Source organism: Streptomyces laurentii (genome assembly GCF_040635425.1).
In the GTDB taxonomy this organism is placed as follows: Bacteria; Actinomycetota; Actinomycetes; order Streptomycetales; family Streptomycetaceae; genus Streptomyces; species Streptomyces laurentii.
The window spans coordinates 1-16,817 of the sequence record NZ_JBEYHT010000008.1 but is presented as its reverse complement, the minus strand read 5'-3'; the positions used below and the strand labels follow the sequence as shown (position 1 = coordinate 16,817).

Annotated in this window: 13 protein-coding genes and 1 tRNA gene; 4 read left to right on the top strand and 10 right to left on the bottom strand. The window is 71.3% G+C overall.

What is annotated here, in order from left to right; genetic code table 11:
• Positions 1–1,104: 1,104 nt before the first annotated feature.
• Positions 1,105–1,179 (bottom strand) — tRNA-Val (locus ABZ693_RS07425).
• Positions 1,180–1,395: 216 nt separating this feature from the next.
• On the opposite strand from ABZ693_RS07425, the gene ABZ693_RS07420 reads away from it, so the two are divergent.
• Positions 1,396–2,721: a coiled-coil domain-containing protein gene (locus tag ABZ693_RS07420; protein WP_359874391.1), complete on the top strand. Its 1,326-nt coding sequence runs from the start codon at positions 1,396–1,398 to the stop codon at positions 2,719–2,721.
• 28 nt (positions 2,722–2,749) lie between these two features.
• Entirely contained in the window at positions 2,750–2,962 is a 213-nt protein-coding gene (locus tag ABZ693_RS07415; RefSeq protein WP_359874389.1) for an FmdB family zinc ribbon protein, read from the top strand.
• A gap of 18 nt (positions 2,963–2,980) precedes the next feature.
• On the opposite strand, the gene ABZ693_RS07410 is transcribed toward ABZ693_RS07415, so the two are convergent.
• The 3 genes from ABZ693_RS07410 to ABZ693_RS07400 all read right to left on the bottom strand — a co-directional run bounded on the left by ABZ693_RS07410 (position 2,981) and on the right by ABZ693_RS07400 (position 7,710).
• Positions 2,981–3,832: an HAD family hydrolase gene (locus ABZ693_RS07410; RefSeq protein WP_359874387.1), complete on the bottom strand. Its 852-nt coding sequence runs from the start codon at positions 3,830–3,832 to the stop codon at positions 2,981–2,983.
• Positions 3,829–6,414, bottom strand: a complete 2,586-nt coding sequence (locus ABZ693_RS07405; protein WP_359874385.1) for a phosphoribosyltransferase — start codon at positions 6,412–6,414, stop codon at positions 3,829–3,831. Before ABZ693_RS07405 ends, ABZ693_RS07410 begins: the two co-directional genes overlap by 4 nt.
• Before the next feature lie 105 nt (positions 6,415–6,519).
• Entirely contained in the window at positions 6,520–7,710 is a 1,191-nt protein-coding gene (locus tag ABZ693_RS07400) for an HpcH/HpaI aldolase/citrate lyase family protein (RefSeq protein ID WP_359874383.1), read from the bottom strand.
• A 166-nt stretch (positions 7,711–7,876) separates the two neighbouring features.
• On the opposite strand from ABZ693_RS07400, the gene ABZ693_RS07395 reads away from it, so the two are divergent.
• Positions 7,877–8,791, top strand: a complete 915-nt coding sequence (locus ABZ693_RS07395; protein ID WP_359874381.1) for a TerD family protein — start codon at positions 7,877–7,879, stop codon at positions 8,789–8,791.
• A gap of 106 nt (positions 8,792–8,897) precedes the next feature.
• Here ABZ693_RS07395 and ABZ693_RS07390 read toward each other — a convergent pair whose 3' ends face one another.
• From ABZ693_RS07390 to ABZ693_RS07365, 6 genes are all read right to left on the bottom strand, one after another.
• Positions 8,898–9,635, bottom strand: coding sequence for a TerD family protein (locus tag ABZ693_RS07390; protein WP_359874379.1), 738 nt, complete (start codon positions 9,633–9,635; stop codon positions 8,898–8,900).
• A gap of 101 nt (positions 9,636–9,736) precedes the next feature.
• Positions 9,737–10,885 carry a DUF475 domain-containing protein gene (locus tag ABZ693_RS07385; protein ID WP_359874709.1) on the bottom strand — a complete coding sequence of 383 codons (1,149 nt, stop codon included), beginning with the start codon at positions 10,883–10,885 and terminating at the stop codon, positions 9,737–9,739.
• A gap of 30 nt (positions 10,886–10,915) precedes the next feature.
• Positions 10,916–11,491 (bottom strand): TerD family protein, encoded by a 576-nt coding sequence (locus tag ABZ693_RS07380; protein WP_359874377.1) that lies wholly within the window; start codon positions 11,489–11,491, stop codon positions 10,916–10,918.
• Positions 11,492–11,712: 221 nt separating this feature from the next.
• Positions 11,713–12,288 (bottom strand): TerD family protein, encoded by a 576-nt coding sequence (locus ABZ693_RS07375; protein WP_356544535.1) that lies wholly within the window; start codon positions 12,286–12,288, stop codon positions 11,713–11,715.
• Positions 12,289–12,406: 118 nt separating this feature from the next.
• Positions 12,407–12,865, bottom strand: a complete 459-nt coding sequence (locus tag ABZ693_RS07370; RefSeq protein ID WP_359874375.1) for a peroxiredoxin — start codon at positions 12,863–12,865, stop codon at positions 12,407–12,409.
• A gap of 134 nt (positions 12,866–12,999) precedes the next feature.
• Complete coding sequence (locus ABZ693_RS07365; RefSeq protein ID WP_359874372.1) at positions 13,000–13,425, bottom strand: DUF3052 domain-containing protein; 426 nt, start codon at positions 13,423–13,425, stop codon at positions 13,000–13,002.
• Between the two features lie 419 nt (positions 13,426–13,844).
• On the opposite strand from ABZ693_RS07365, the gene aceE reads away from it, so the two are divergent.
• Positions 13,845–16,577 carry a pyruvate dehydrogenase (acetyl-transferring), homodimeric type gene (gene aceE, locus ABZ693_RS07360; RefSeq protein ID WP_359874370.1) on the top strand — a complete coding sequence of 911 codons (2,733 nt, stop codon included), beginning with the start codon at positions 13,845–13,847 and terminating at the stop codon, positions 16,575–16,577.
• The last annotated feature ends 240 nt before the right edge of the window (positions 16,578–16,817 follow it).

The following is a 16,817-nucleotide window of genomic DNA, read 5'->3' as shown; positions in this document are numbered from 1 at the left end:
TCGGTGCCCGGCCGGGCCCAAGCAGATCCATAGCGCCCTGATCCTCTCCAGAGGGAGGATGCGTAAGAGCGCCAACCAACGAACGCACCGCGGGGTGGGGATGAGTCAGAGGGAATCCGAGCGTGGGGCCGGCAAGCCGACAACCCAGGAGGCACGAGAAGCCTGGGGTGCCGAGGCGTACTCGATCCTCATCGGTGTAGCGCAGACGTACCACGCAGTGATCACCTACAAGGACTTGGCAGAGGAGATTCAGAGCAGGAGTGGCATTCGGACCAAGGCTCTCCTGCACAACTGGATCGGTCCGGTCTTGGGCCGGGTAGTCCGTGAAGCGCAACATCGCGGCGACCCACCGCTGACGGCCCTGGTGGTCCACACGGACGACGGGAAGGTGGGCGGCGGCTACAAGGAAGTTCTGGCAGTCGCTGGAGAACCGCCAGTTGAGGACGAGCTTGAGCGTGAACATCACGCTGCCGAGGCGCGCCTTGCGTGCTATCGCCGCTTTGGGGCGGCCTTGCCGCCTGGCGGTGGTGTGCCGGCCCTCGCTCCCAGACTGCAAGCCAGTGTCAAGCGCCGCCGCGAGCGTGCCGAGGAGCCACCGAGGGTCTGTGGACATTGTTTCGTCCAACTGCCTTCGACTGGCATCTGCGACTCGTGCGATTAGCGTCGCTGCGCCCCTAGCACCGTTCCCCTCTGATCATCTGATCGTTGGTTGATGTGTGTCCTTGACTGATGCCCAGTGGGCGAGGATCGAGCCGTTACTGCCTGACCGGGCTCCGAAGCGGGGTGGGCGGTGGCGGATCACCGGCAGGTGATCGACGCGATCGCGTCCAGGCCCGGATGCATCAAGATCCGGAAGACACGGCCCAGCCCCGGGATAGACCCGCAGGGCTTCAGGATGCAAGGTGCCGGGTCCATGCGTGTGGCCGGCCGTCTGCCGGGCAGAGGCGTCTTCCACCCCTCTACCTCGCGCGAGATGCCCGGCCTGCCGAGCCTGGCCACGCATCTGGCACGACGCGCCCTCCGCTGCCTACCCGATTGAGGGACGAACAAGGCCCAGATTCCCGGTTTGGTACCGGTGACCTGGGCCTTCGTCGTACTACCTGCTGGTGGGCGCGGACGGTTTCGAACCGCCGACATCTGCTTTGTAAGAGCAGCGCTCTACCCCTGAGCTACGCACCCGTGGAGTGAAGCAACAGCGTACATGGCCGTCGGGTGGGTGCCGCAAACCGGTGGGGGGTGTGGGGTGGGGGGTGAACCGAGGGGGCCGTGGGCGCGTCCCTGGCAGGTGGGAGAATGAAGCGGATCCGGGCTGCCGGGCAGCCGGGCGGGTGACGGAGCGAGCACGGGAGACGGAACGTGGCGGCGAGCGGGCGCAGGGGCAGGGCCAGGTCCGGGATGTCCACGCTGCGGCTCTCCCTCGCCATGCCGTTGCTCGCGGCCGCGCTGCTGCCGCACGCCTTCGCCGGGAGCGGGAGCGGTGGGGGCCGGCGGTGGTTCGGCGGGGGCCGGGACGAGAGCCGGCGGGCGGCGGCGCAGGCGGCGAAGGATGCCGCGGCGGCCGCGTTCTACGAGCTGGACACCGCGCAGCGGGGGCTGCGGATCTCCATCGAGACGATCACCGCCATGGACGACTCGGCCGACGCGCGGCGCGCCATGGAGGGGTTCGCGGCGCTCGGGCGGCGGATCGACGAGGTGAGCGGCGGCTACATCACCGCCGTCGACGCCCATGACCTCGACCGCGTCGAGCTGGACGCGGCGACCGCCGGGCGGGCGCGGACCGAGCTGGAGCGGGCCAGGGACGAGCTCGTACGGGTCAAGGGGGAGCTGGACCGGTTCGAGCAGGGGCTTGGGCCGCTGCTGGCACGGGCCGAGAGCCAGCTGGCGCGGCTCGCCCCGGCCGTCGAGCGGGCGAGAGCGGCGCTCCGGGATGCGAGCGGTGCTCTCGACGCCACTCGGGAGGCCGGATTCCGGGCCGATCATCTGGCGGCGCGGCTCGCCGCGCTCGGGCCGGAGCTCACCAAGCTGAACGAGGGCGCCGGCCGGCACGGCGCCACCGAGACCCTGCGCCGCGCCGACCAGGTGCTGCGCGAGGCGGAAGCGGTACGGGCCGAGGCCGCGCAGGTGCCCGAGCGGGCCGCCGAGATCGACAAGCGCCTGGTGTCCCTCCGTACCCGCGCCGAGGCGCTCACCACCCGCGCCGCCGGCGTCGAGCCCGTCCTGTCCGAGCTGCGCCGCCGCTTCGCCGCCGCCTGCTGGCGCGACCTCCAGGACGTGCCCGAGCAGGCCCAGGCCGCCGCCCGCCAGGCCGGCGAACGGCTCGCCGAGGCCGCCACCGCCCGCGCCGAACAGCGCTGGCCCGACGCCACCTCCCAGCTCGCGACCGCCCGCGCCCTGCTCAACACCGCCGATGAGGGCGTCTCCGCCGCCGGGGATCGGCTGCGGCGCCTGGAGGCCGTCGCGAAGGACCCGCAGGACGAGATCGAGCGGACCCGGTTCGCCGTCCGGGACGCGCAGCGCCTCGCCATGGCCGGCCGCAGCACGCCCGACCCGCGCGACGCCGGCCCGCTGGACGCCGCGGTGGCCCGTATCGAGCGCGCGGTCGGCATCCTCGACACCGGCCGGCACCCGGACTACTGGGCCTTCCTCACCGAACTGGAGACGATCCGCGCGGACGTCGGCCGGGTCGTGGAGCGGATCCGCGAGGAACGCGGCAGGTCCTGAATCGAAACAGGGGCCGTACGCTGGGCCCATGCCTCGTTACGAGTACCGCTGCCGCACCTGCGGCGACACGTTCGAACTCAGCCGCCCCATGGCGGAGTCCGCCGCCCCCGCCGCCTGCCCGGCCGGGCATGACGACACCGTGAAGCTGCTGTCCGCCGTCGCGGTGGGCGGCACCGCCGCGTCCGCCCCCAACGCCGGTGGCGGCGGGGGCGGCTGCTGTGGTGGCGGCTGCTGCGGATAGCGGCCGCCACGACCGTTTCTACGCCTGGGCGGCCGCCGACCGGAACCGGCGCAGGATCTCCTCGCCCGCCGCGACGCCCCGCTCGGCCAGGGTCTCGACATGCGGGGCGGTCCAGCCGGTGTCGGCGAGTTCGCCGTGCCCCGGACGCCAGGCACGGTCGGCGGCGAGCAGCAGGTCCGCGTCGAGGAGCGAGTCGCCGGCGGCCAGCGTGAGCCGGGCACCGGTGCGGCGGGCGACCTCGCGCATGGCCGCGCTCTTGGTGAGCGGCTTCGGCACGGCGTACACCTTGCGGCCCTGGAGCGAGACGGTCCAGCCGCGGGCGTCGGCCCACGCCGTGAAGTCGGGCAGCCAGTCGCCGGGCATCCGGTCGCGCTCGATGACGAGGTACGCGAACAGGTCCTCGGCGACCCGGTGTTTGCGCACCCAGGACGGGTCACCGGTGGCGTCCAGGCGGGCGCGGACCTCGGCGAGCGGGGCGCACGCGTCGGCGATCCCGCGCAGCACCCGGGTGTGCCAGTCGGGGTCGGAGACGCCGTCGACCAGCAGATGACCGCCGTTGGCGCAGATCGCGTACGCGGGACCCGCGCCCGAACTCGCCGCGCTCGCCGGGAGGTTGAGGCGCTGGTACTGCTTGCGGGTGCGCGTGGTGGTCGGCACGAAGACCGTCTCGGCGGCGAGGGCGCCCAGCTCTTGCGCGGCGTCCTCGGTGACGTACGAGAGCGGCTTGGACTCGTGGACCTCGACGCACAGCAGGCGCGGGGCCTTGGCGTCGGGCATGGTGAGGCCGAGGGCCGCGGTGGAGTAGATGAGGGTGCGGTCGAGGTCGCTGGCGACCAGGACCGGCCCCCGCGTACCGGCGGTGGCGGTCATCGGGACACCACCGTCCGGCCGTCGGCGCCGGTCGCCCCGCGCGTGTACTGAGGGTGGATCAACCCGACGCAGCTGTACGGCAGTTCGTCGACCTCCTCGACTGGTACGCCGCGCTGCTCGGCGAGCAGCCGGACGTGCGCGAGGTCGGCGCCCGCGCCCCGCTTGGCGAGGATCTTCCAGGGGACGCGGCGCAGCAGGACCCGGGTGGTCTCGCCGACGCCGGGCTTGACGAGGTTGACGTCGTGGATGCCGTACTCCTCGCTGATCCGCTCGACGGCCGCCCAGCCGGCCCAGGTGGGGGTGCGGTCGGCGGCGAGGAGTTCCCGTACGTCGGCGTCGACGGCGTCGGTGACCGCGTCGAAGTGGGCGGCGACGCGGTCGAGGAAGAGGCCGGAGACGTCGGCGTCGGCGAGTTCGCGGTAGAACTTGGCGCCGTGGAAGTCGTGTGGGCCGACCAGGTCGGAACGCAGGACGGTACGCGATATCAGACCGGACACCGTGGAGTTGAGGCACGCGGAGGGGATGAGGAAGTCCTCGCGGGTGCCGTAGGTGTGCGCGCACGAGCCGGGGTCGGCGAGGACCGCGATCTCGTGGCTGAAGCCGGGGAAGTCCGCGAGGGCGTCGGCGAGTTCGCGGGTGATGGCGCCCTTGCCGGTCCAGCCGTCGACGAACAGGATGTCGGCCGGGTCGTGGTGGGCGGCGAGCCAGCGCAGCGCGTTGGCGTCGATGCCGCGGCCGCGCACGATGGAGACGGCGTAGTGCGGCAGGTCCAGGCCGTGCCGGGCCCGCGCCCAGCGGCGCATGAGGACGCCGACGGGGGTGCCGGCGCGGGCCAGCGAGACGAGGACGGGCCGGCCGCGGCCCGGGCGCGCGGCACGCTCGGCGAGCACGGTCTCGGTGACGGCGCCGACGGCCCGGGCGATCCGGGCGGCGGACTCCTCCAGGGCGGTGTGGAACAGCTCCTGGTAGCGCGCGCTGGGCTGGTACTCGACGGGCAGCGACTCGGCGTAGTGCGCCCCGCCGCTCTGGATCGCCTCCTCGCGCTCCTCGGTCGGCGCCTCCAGCTCCACGCCGGACAGGTCCTGGAGCAGCCAGCCGACCTCGTCGGGGGCGTAGGAGGAGAAGGCGGGTCCGCGCAGCGGCTCGGCGAGCGGGCCGGAGGTCGGGGTCTCGGGCGGCATGGGGTTCCTTCCGGGAGCGCCGGCGGTCCGGGCCTGGTCCCCCGCGGCGTCCGAAGCGGCGGACGCGGGGACGTACGCGGGGACGTACGAGGGGACGTACGAGGGGACGTACGAGGGGACGACGGCGAGGACGACCCGCGGCGCGGCGCCGCCGAGCTGGGCCAGCAGTCCGTCGGGGGCGTGCAGGGCGGGGGTGTCGGCGGCGGAGTCGACGACGGCGACGACCGCGTCGAAGCCGCCGCCCCGGACGTTGTACGCGTACCGCTCGCCGGGCCCGTCGGCCGGCGCGTCGTGCGCGGGGAAGGCGAGGCGGGTGCGGATGGCGTAGCCGGGGTCGTCGACGGCGAGGACGGGCGAACGGGTGGTGGTGGAGTAGCGGACCTCGGTGCCGGCCGGGGCCAGGATCCGCTCCAGCTCGGTGGCGAGCCGCAGCGGCGCGTACATCAGCTCCTCGAAGCCGAGGACGAGGACACGGCGCACGCCACCGTCACGGTCACCGGCCTCGGCGTCGCCGTCGCCGTCCTCGCCGTCCTCGCCGAGGGTCTCGGCCAGGCGCGCGGCCATGGCGGGCAGGGCGTCGTCGAGAGCGGCGGCGTGCCCGGCGTGGAAGCCGTGCCGGCCGCCGTCGGGTATGTGCCCGGGCCAGCCGAGGTCGACCCGTACGGGGGTACGCGGGCGTGCCGGGGGCGGCGGGGCCGACGGGTCCTCGTGGGCGGCGACGAGAGCCTGGCCCTTCTCCAGGACCCCGTCGGGCAGCCGTACGGTGCCGCTCGCGCCGGCCACCAGGTCGACGCGGGCGCCGAGGTCGGCGGCGAAGTCCTCGAAGCGGGCGCGGTCGGCGGGGCCGCGCATGTCGACGAGGGCGACGATCACGTACCGCTTGCGGGGGTGCCGCGCGTGCAGCGCCCGGACGGTGTTGAGGACCGTGTTGCCGGTGGAGAACTCGTCGTCGACGAGGACGAGCGGGCCGTCGCCGCTCAGCAGCTCCGGATCCTCGGGCAGCAGCAGGTGCGAGGTGGCGTGCGAGTGAGACTCCTCGAAGCCGCCGGCGGGGGTCATGCCCGCGACGGGACGGCGGGTGGAGTGCAGGTACGGCGCGTGGCCCAGGCCGTCGGCGACGCAGTGGCCGAGGGCGGTGGCGGTCTCCGCGTAGCCGAGGACGACGGCGTCGGCGGCCTCCTCCGGGCCGAGCAGGTCGTGGACGCGCCGGCCGAGGGTGACACCGGCGTCGTGGATGACGCCGGGGCTCTGCGGCACGTGTTTGCCGAGCACGTTGGAGACGAGCAGGTGTGCCCGCTTGGGGTTGCGGCGCAGGGCGAGGCCCAGCAGGTCGGGCAGCCGCTCGTCCCCGCCGAGTTCGACCCCCAGTCGTTCCGCGACCCAGGTTCCGGTCCACACCACGTCGTCGTCTTCCTCTCGTCGGTCTCCGGCCGGATCGCGGCCGTACGGGTTCCGGGGCAGGATCGCGGCCGGGGGCGTTCCCGGCCGCGGTCGGTCCGGCCGGTGTCAGCCGGCCAGGCCCGCGGTGAGCAGCTCCACGAAGCCGATGTCCTCGCGCGCGACGCCGAAGACCTCGGCGCGCCGCAGGGTCCGCTCGGCCCAGGCGCGGTGCGGCTTCACCTCGTTCATCTTGTTCGTGTACGCGGAGCGGAGTACGCCGCCGCCGTCGCGGTCCGGGCGCAGGATGTCCTCGGCGTCGCTGAACTCCTCGTGGGTGACCACGGACAGCGCGTGCACCGGTACCACGTGGCTGGGGTGGATGCAGGTCTTGCCGAGCAGGCCGTTGGCGCGGTCGAGCTCGATCTCGCGCAGCAGGCCGTCGAGGTCGTGCTCGATGAGCGTGGTGCGCAGCTCCTCGGCGCGGCCCTCCAGGAAGGGGCTGCGGCGCAGCTGGGGCTTGAACATGCGCTCGCCGGAGCGGAAGTACTCCCAGACGGGGCCGGTGACGGTGAAGCCGGTGCCGTCGGCGCGGCCGAGGACGTTGACGACGTCGCCGATGACGTCGGCCACGATCCGTATGTCGTAGGCGGTCATGTGGGGCGAGCGGCGCAGCCCGTAGGCGGAGCAGAAGTCGGTGACGCCGAGGCGGAGGGCGAGGATCCGCTCGCGGTGCTCGGCGGTGAGGGCGGCGATGCCGGCCAGGGTCTCGGTGCGGGTCTCTCGGTGGAGCAGGTCGGGGGACTCCAGGACGGGCATGGCGAAGAGCCGGTGGCCGTGGGTCCGCTCGGCGGCGCGGAGCGCGTCGAGGAAGGGGCGGCCACGAGGGCCGGTGAACTTGGGGAGTACGAATCCGGACAACAGGCGAACCGTTTCGCCAAGCCGGTCCGTGAGGTCCGCGATCTGCCGGGGCTCGCGGACCCGGACGAAGAGCAGGGGCAGGCCGGAGCCCTCCCCCTCGGCGGCCCGCGCGAGGTCGGCCCCCGCGAGGTCGGCGAACTGCCGGACCAGGTTGGCCTCGCCCGCCTCCACCTCGTCGTCGCTGATCGAGTCCTCCAGGCACAGCACCATGGAGACGACTCCGCGCGCCGCCTGCTTGCGTATGTCCTCGGCGAGCCGGGGCCGGGTGGCGGGGCTGTAGAGGGTGGCCCCGAGGGCCGTCGCGAGGGTGGCCGCGGGCGCGGCCGCCGTGAACTCCGCGGGCTCCCGGTGGAAGAGATCCGCTCGCACCGCGGCCGGGACATGCCCGAAATGACGCATTGATCTCCCCGACTGGATGGGCGGCCCTGACGATATGTGGCCGGTAATAGTACGTAGGGAGGGGTGTCCGTAGTTCCCCGCGTGCGTGAAGATCTGGTAACTCGTCCGTATCCGGACCCTCCGAAACGGCCCCCCGCGTTGTCCGGCGGGCGGGCGGGCAGGGAAGATGACGGGCATGACGCACGCGATGCTGAAGGGCTCCAACGTCCCTCTCGACACCGCGGCCGTACGGGCCGTGCTCCGCTGGACCCCGGGACCCGGGGTGCCCGACGTGGACGCGTCGGCCCTGCTGCTCGGCGCGGACGGGCGGGTGCGCTCCGACGAGGACTTCGTCTTCTACAACCAGCCCCGGCACCCGTCGGGCCTGGTACGGCGGCTCGCCAAGAAGCGGGAGCCGGAGGGGCTGACGGACACCGTCGAGGCCGATCTGGGCACCCTGGACCCCTCGGTCGACCAGGTGGTGATCGCGGCGTCCTCGGACGGCGGCACCTTCGGGCACGTCACCGACCTGCGGATCCAGGTGTACGACGCGGCCGCGGGCGCGGCGGGCGGCGAACCGCTCGCGGTGTTCGACGTGGCGGCGGAGACCGGCGAGGAGACCGCGATCATCTGCGGCGAGCTGTACCGGCGCGGGGACGACTGGAAGTTCCGGGCGGTCGGGCAGGGCTATCCGACGGGCCTCGTCGGGCTCGCCACGGCCTTCGGGGTGTCGGTCGACGACGGTGCGGACGGCGCCGGCGGCCCGGCGGACGCCGACCTCGCCGGATCCGCGGAGCAGGCCGTACCGGCACAGGCCGCCGCCCCGGCGCACGACCCGGACGCGACGATGGTCCAGGCCCCGGCCGTACCGCCGCAGCCGACCGCTCCCCCGGCGCCCGCACAGCCGCCGGTCCCCGCGCACGCCCCCGCCCCCGCCCCCGCGTACGGGTACCCGCAGCCGGCCGGCGCTCCGGCGCACGCCCCCGCGTACGGCTATCCGCAGCCGGCCGCGGCGCACGCCGGGGACGCCGCGTACGGCTATCCGCACGCGGCCCCGGGGTTCCGGATGCCGCCGATGGGTCCGCAGTTCATCGGCCGCTGATCAGCGGGACCACCACGCGACCGAGGGGTCCGGCCACGGCCGGACCCCTCGCGTTCCACGGCGTGGCGGCCCGGCGGCTCGACGGACCGGCCGGCACGCTCGCCGCTCAGGTGCGGCTCTTGAAGCCGCGGCCCCACTGCATGCCCCAGCCGTACAACCGGTCCAGCTCGGACTGGAAGCCGTACACGAACCGCACCTCGCGGCGGACCGTCAGCTCGCCCTTGACGTTCTCGACCTTGAAGACGGCGCAGGACCGGGCCTGCGGCGCATCCTCGTCGAGTTCGATCTCGATCCGCGGGCCGTTGCTCGGGTAGAGCGTGACCTTGGCGTCGGTGCGGTCGAAGGCCGGCGTCTCGTCGTAGATGTAGACGAAGAACAGCAGCCGCTTGATCTCGTCGCGGTGGTCGAGGTTGACGTGGATCGTCTCGCCGGAGCCCGAGCCGAGCCGGTCGTCGCCGCTGAGCTTCACGTATGGCGGCTCGTTGATCTCGCCAAGGAGGTCGCCGAGCGGCTGGACCACGCCCTTGCTGCCGTCGGTCAGCTCGTAGAGGCAGCCGAGGTCGAGGTCGACGTTGGCCACGCCCTGGGTGTGGGCCTGGAACTCGTCCGGCTTGAAGAGCTTCATGGGGTGGCGCAGCAGGGTGCCGGCCGACCGCGAGCGGTACTCCAGATCGGGGCTGCGCATCCGCCACGAGAGGTTGACCCGGAGGTTGCCGGTGGCGGCGCCCTGCTTGGTGAGGGAGACGGTGGGGCGGCGGCGGGTCAGATCGATGGAGCCCGACGCCGAGTCGCCCGCGCCGAACGGATCCCCCCGGCCCGGAAAGAGATTGTCGAAGAAGCCCATGGGCCGCACCCCCCACTGTCGTCACATCTCGTCGGACACGCCGCGGGGCGGCCGGGTGCACCGGCCGCCCCGCAGTGAAGCGTTCCTCATTGTCGGGGGTGTCACACCCCGGACGGAACCCCGGTCTTGTCATCGGGGCTGCCGGCGCCGCCCTCGGCCGCCGCGAGCGCCTTGTTACGGCGCACGGAGGACCAGAAGGACAGGGCGATGAGCAGCACGCCGATGGAGCCGGTGATGATCTCGGGGATCTCGTACTGGATGGTGACCAGCAGCAGCACGGCGAGGGCGCCGATGGCGTAGTGGGCGCCGTGCTCCAGGTAGACGTAGTCGTCGAGGGTGCCCTGGCGGACCAGGTAGACGGTCAGCGAACGGACGTACATCGCACCGACGCCGAGGCCGAGCGCCATCAGGACGATGTCGTTGGTGATGGCGAAGGCGCCGATGACACCGTCGAAGGAGAACGACGCGTCGAGGACCTCGAGGTAGAGGAACATGAAGAACGCGGCCTTGCCCGCGAGGGCGATGGTGGAGACCTTCTTGCCGCTGCGCGCGGCCTCCTCCTCGGCCTCGTGCTCGCGCTCCTCGTCCTCCTCCAGCTTGTTCTCGAAGTAGCTGGACAGGCCACCGACGACGAGATACGTGATGAGGCCGGCGATGCCGGAGATGAGCACCGTCTGCGCCTTGTCGACGTGGGTGCCGCCGTGCTGGTGCGCGTGGACCGCGAAGGTCATCGAGGAGACGAGCAGGACGATCAGCGCGATGCAGACCGACAGCATGTCGACCTTGCCGAGCTTGGCCAGCGGACGCTCGATCCAGCGCAGCCACTGGATGTCACGCTCCTCGAAGATGAAGTCGAGGAAGATCATCAGCAGGAACATGCCACCGAACGCGGCGATCGACGGGTGGGCGTCGGTGACCAGTTCCTGGTAGCGGTCGGCGTCGTTGAGCGCCAGGTTCACGGCCTCGATCGGGCCGATCTTGGCGCTGACCGCGACGATCACGACGGGGAAGACGAGCCGCATGCCGAAGACGGCGATGAGCACGCCGATCGTGAGGAAGATCTTCTGCCAGAAGGCATTCATCTTCTTCAGGATTCCGGCGTTGACCACCGCGTTGTCGAACGAGAGCGAGATCTCGAGGATGCAGAGGATCGCGACGACTCCGAACGCCTCCCACCCCCCGTACAGCACGGCGGCCGCCAGGCCGAGCGCTGTGATCGCGAACGACCAGCCGAAGGTTTTCAGAATCACTGTCTTCCCCATCGTGAGGTATACGAGGCTTTACGAAACATTGACCCCGAAGTCTAGAGCGATCCCCCGAAGTCCGGAGGCGTACCCCTGACCCACCGCCCGGAACTTCCATTCGTCCTGGTAGCGGTAGAGCTCGCCGAAGATCATCGCGGTCTCGGACGAGGCGTCCTCGGAGAGGTCGTAGCGGGCGAGTTCCTGCCCGTCCGCCTGATTGACGACGCGGATGAACGCGTTGGACACCTGACCGAAGGTCTGACCGCGGTTGTCGGCCTCGTGGATCGACACCGGAAAGACGATCTTGTCGCACTGGGCCGGCACCCGGCTGAGGTCCACGATCAGCGACTCGTCGTCGCCGTCGCCCTCACCGGTCAGGTTGTCGCCGGTGTGCTCGACGGAGCCCTCGGGGCTCGTGAGGTTGTTGTAAAAGACGAAGTACTCGTCCGCGAGGACCCTTCCCGAACGGCACAGCAGAGCGCTGGCGTCGAGGTCGAAGGGGGCTCCGGTGGTGGAGCGCGCGTCCCAGCCGAGGCCCACGAGCACCTGGGTGAGGTTGGGAGCGGCCTTGGAGAGGGAGACATTGCCTCCCTTGGCGAGTGTGACGCCCATGACGATGATTCCTCCCCTGGGTGTACCGCTGTGGTGTCGCCAGTGCCGCGCGCACCGCTCACGCCGCCCGCGCCGCCTGTGTCACTGCTGTGGTGCTACTGCCGCCCGCGCCGCGCGTACGCGACGAGGCGCCTCCGGCGCCGCACCCGGGGTGCGGCGCCGGAGCCTGCCTGCTGGTGCCTGTCCGGCCGATCCCGGCGGACAGACGCCCGTCCGTCCGATCAGACGTTGACGCCGAAGTCCTGCGCGATGCCGCGCAGGCCCGAGGCGTAGCCCTGGCCGACGGCGCGGAACTTCCACTCCGCGCCGTGGCGGTACAGCTCGCCGAAGACCATGGCGGTCTCGGTCGAGGCGTCCTCGGAGAGGTCGTACCGCGCGATCTCGGCGCCGCCGGCCTGGTTCACGACGCGGATGAACGCGTTGCGGACCTGGCCGAAGGACTGCTGCCGGTTCTCGGCGTCGTAGATCGACACCGGGAAGACGATCTTGGCCACGTCGGCCGGGACACCGGCCAGGTCGACCTTGACCTGCTCGTCGTCACCCTCGCCCTCGCCGGTGAGGTTGTCACCGGTGTGCTCGACCGAGCCGTCGGCGCTCTTCAGGTTGTTGAAGAAGACGAAGTCCTGGTCGTTGCGGACCTTGCCCGCCTCGCTCACCAGGATGGCGCTGGCGTCGAGGTCGAAGTCCGTACCGGTGGTGGTGCGGACGTCCCAGCCCAGACCGACCGTGACGGCGGTCAGGCCAGGGGCCTCCTTGGTCAGCGAGACGTTGCCGCCCTTGCTGAGGCTGACTCCCACGAGTCCCTCCATTGGTTTCCGGGGGCGTCGGCCCCCGGGTCGTGCGTTGGCATTGGGATCAACGTCTGGATCCTAGTGACGGGTTCCCCGCAGAAACAGACGTTTCGCCCGAGCGTCGTCAGAGAGTCGCGAGCGCCTTGACGTAATCGTCGAGGTCGCGGGCGTCCGGCAGGGCGTTGACGACCGACCAGCGGACCGTGCCGGCCTTGTCGATGACGAAGGTGCCGCGCACCGCGCAGCCCTTGTCCTCGTCGAGGACGCCGTAGGCGCGGGACGCGACGCCGTGCGGCCAGAAGTCGGAGAGCAGCGGGAACTCCAGGCCCTCCTGCTCCCCGTAGACGCGCAGGCTGTGCATGGAGTCGTTGGAGACGGCGAGCAGCTGGGTGTCGTCGTTGACGAAGGTGTCCAGGTGGTCGCGCAGCTCGCGCAGCTCACCCGTGCAGACACTCGTGAAGGCGAAGGGGTAGAAGAAGAGCACCACGTTGCGCTCGCCCCGGAAGTCGGAGAGCCGCACGGTGCGACCGTGGTTGTCCTTCAGCTCGAAGTCCGGAGCCTCGGCACCGATCTCGATGGCCATCGCGTACGCATCCCTTCCGCCGTCGGCCCGGCCGTTTGGGCCGAACCGGTGAAACCCACCCTAAGACCCCGCCTCCGACGCGCGCAGAGCCCCCACCGGGTGATCCCGGTGGGGGCTCGTGCAGCGTATGGGTATCAGCGCTTCGGGGTGCCGAGTCGAGTGCCGACCCAGTCCTTGGCGACGCTGATGCTCTTGGTCTGGGAGAGACCAGCGGTCTGCGCGGCATCGTTGATGTCGCTCGGCTCGATGTAGCCGTCGCGGCCCGTCTTCGGCGTCAGCAGCCAGATCTGGCCGCCATCCTCCAGAAGACCGATGGAGTCCACCAGGCCGTCGGTGAGATCGCCGTCCTCGTCGCGGAACCACAGCAGCACGACGTCGGCGACGTCGTCGTAGTCCTCGTCCACGAGGTCCTGGCCGATGATGGACTCGATGCCTTCACGGAGATCGTGGTCGACGTCGTTGTCGTCGTAGCCGATCTCCTGGACCACCTGTCCGGGCTCGAACCCCAGCCTCGCTGCCGGGTTGGTCCGCTCCTCCGCGTGGTCCGCGGTCGCGCTCACGGCTTGCCTCCTGATCATGTAACGGATAAATGCTTTGACCGCGCGCGTACGCACGGTGCTGGCCGTAGTCCACACGTGCCGGGGCGGATCGCGCAAGTACCCGGCCGATGAGACCGCCGAAACGGTGACGTTTGGGGCCGTCTCGCCGCAACTTCCGGCCGGATCCCGTCGCGCTCCGTGACGAATCATGCACGCTTCGCCCCTTAATGGGGGACTACGCGGCTTCAGTCTGCCGAACGGTCGGACGAAACGCATGCGCGGGTTGGGCGTAAGGTTGCGATTTGACCGGACAAGGCGCCCCCGAGAGGGTTACCGCTCGGTAAAGATGACGTTTACCGTCGGCGGGGTACACGATGAGCATCCCGGCCCCAGCGGGGTTTCCCTCCCCCGCGGGCTCCACCGACCAGCGAAGGAATAGCGTGGCTTCCGCATCCGATCGCAACCCGATCATCATTGGCGGCCTTCCCAGCCAGGTTCCCGACTTCGACCCGGAAGAGACCCGGGAATGGCTCGACTCCCTGGACGCCGCCGTCGACGAGCGAGGCCGGGAGCGGGCCCGTTATCTCATGCTGCGGCTGATCGAGCGGGCCCGCGAGAAGCGCGTCGCCGTGCCGGAGATGCGCAGCACGGACTACGTCAACACCATCGCGACCAAGGACGAGCCGTACTTCCCCGGCAACGAGGAAATCGAGCGCAAGGTCCTCAACGCCACCCGCTGGAACGCCGCCGTCATGGTCTCGCGCGCCCAGCGCCCGGGCATCGGCGTCGGCGGCCACATCGCGACCTTCGCCTCCTCCGCGTCGCTCTACGACGTCGGTTTCAACCACTTCTTCCGCGGCAAGGACGAGGGCGACGGCGGCGACCAGATCTTCTTCCAGGGCCACGCCTCCCCCGGCATCTACGCCCGCGCCTTCCTCCTCGACCGGCTGACCGAGACCCAGCTCGACGGCTTCCGGCAGGAGAAGTCGCGGTTCCCGAACGGCCTGTCGTCGTACCCGCACCCGCGGCTGATGCCGGACTTCTGGGAGTTCCCGACCGTGTCGATGGGCCTCGGCCCGCTCGGCGCGATCTACCAGGCCCGGATGAACCGCTACATGGAGGCGCGCGGCATCGCCGACACCTCCCGCTCGCACGTGTGGGCGTTCCTCGGCGACGGCGAGATGGACGAGCCGGAGTCGCTCGGCCAGCTGACCCTCGCGGCCCGGGAGAACCTCGACAACCTCACCTTCGTCGTCAACTGCAACCTCCAGCGGCTCGACGGCCCGGTACGCGGCAACGGCAAGATCATCCAGGAGCTGGAGTCGGTCTTCCGCGGCGCCGGATGGAACGTCATCAAGCTCATCTGGGACCGCTCCTGGGACCCGCTGCTCGCCCAGGACCGCGACGGCACCCTCGTCAACCGGATGAACACCACCCCGGACGGCCAGTACCAGACGTACGCCACGGAGACCGGCGCGTACATCCGCGACCACTTCTTCGGCGACGACCAGCGGCTGCGGACCATGGTCGAGAACATGACCGACGACCAGATCCTGCACCTGGGGCGCGGCGGTCACGACCACCGGAAGATCTTCGCGGCGTTCTCGGCGGCCAAGGCGCACAAGGGCCAGCCGACGGTGATCCTCGCCAAGACCGTCAAGGGCTGGACGCTGGGCCCCAACTTCGAGGGCCGCAACGCCACCCACCAGATGAAGAAGCTCACGGTCGACGACCTCAAGGGCTTCCGCGACCGGCTGCACATCCCCATCACGGACCAGCAGTTGGAGGAGGGCCTGCCGCCGTACTACCACCCGGGCCGGAACTCCGAGGAGATCCAGTACATGCACGACCGCCGCAAGGCGCTCGGCGGTTACGTGCCCTCCCGCGTGGTCCGCGCCAAGCCGCTGGAACTGCCCGACGACAAGACGTACGCGGCGGTCAAGAAGGGCTCCGGGCAGCAGTCCATCGCCACCACGATGGCCTTCGTCCGGCTGCTCAAGGACCTGATGCGGGACAAGGAACTCGGCCGGCGCTTCGTGCTGATCGCGCCTGACGAGTACCGCACCTTCGGCATGGACTCGTTCTTCCCGAGCGCCAAGATCTACAACCCGCTCGGCCAGCAGTACGAGGCCGTGGACCGCGAACTGCTCCTGTCGTACAAGGAGTCCCCGACCGGCCAGATGCTGCACGACGGCATCTCGGAGGCGGGCTGCACCGCCTCGCTGATCGCGGCCGGCTCGGCGTACGCCACGCACGGCGAACCGCTCATCCCGGTCTACGTCTTCTACTCGATGTTCGGCTTCCAGCGCACCGGCGACCAGTTCTGGCAGATGGCCGACCAGCTGGCGCGCGGCTTCGTGCTCGGCGCGACCGCCGGCCGGACCACGCTGACCGGTGAGGGCCTGCAGCACGCCGACGGCCACTCCCATCTGCTCGCCTCGACCAACCCGGCCTGTGTCGCCTACGACCCGGCCTTCGGCTTCGAGATCGCGCACATCGTCCAGGACGGTCTGCGCCGCATGTACGGGCCGGACTCGGAGGACGTCTTCTACTACCTGACGGTCTACAACGAGCCGATCCAGCACCCGGCGGAGCCGGCGGACGTGGATGTCGAGGGCATCCTCAAGGGCATCCACCTCTACCGGCGCGGCGAGGCCGGGGCGATCCCCGCGCAGATCATGGCGTCGGGTGTCGGCGTGCCGTGGGCGCTGGAGGCGCAGCGGATCCTCGCCGAGGAGTGGAACGTCCGCGCCGACGTGTGGTCCGCGACCTCCTGGAACGAGCTGCGCCGCGAGGCCGTGGCCGTCGAGGAGCACAACCTGCTGCACCCGGAGGAGGAGCAGCGCGTCCCGTACGTGACGCGCAAGCTCCAGGCCGCGCAGGGGCCGTTCGTCGCGGTCTCCGACTGGATGCGTTCGGTGCCGGACCAGATCGCGCGCTGGGTGCCGGGCACCTACAACTCGCTGGGCGCGGACGGCTTCGGCTTCGCGGACACGCGAGGCGCGGCCCGCCGCTTCTTCCACATCGACGCCCAGTCGATCGTGCTCGCGGTGCTCACCGAACTCGCCCGCGAGGGCAAGGTCGACCGCTCGGCCCTGAAGCAGGCCATCGACCGGTACCAGCTGCTGGACGCGTCGGCGGCGGACCCGGGGACGGCGGGCGGCGACGCGTAACCGGGAGGGGGCTCCCCCTCCCCCACCCCCTCCCTCCCCTCCCGCCCTTGGTGCTTGCGCCCGGGCCGCGAGCGGGCGGGGGCGACGGCCCCCGCCTCGGCGCCCCGGCGCCGGTGGCCCCCCGGCCCCCCCCACCCGCGCGGGTGGGGGCGCACTGTCGTCTTTCACCCCTCCCGCATTCCCAGGGGCGGGAGCCGGCCCACGACGGCCACCCCACACGAACCGCGGCCCTAGGGCCTT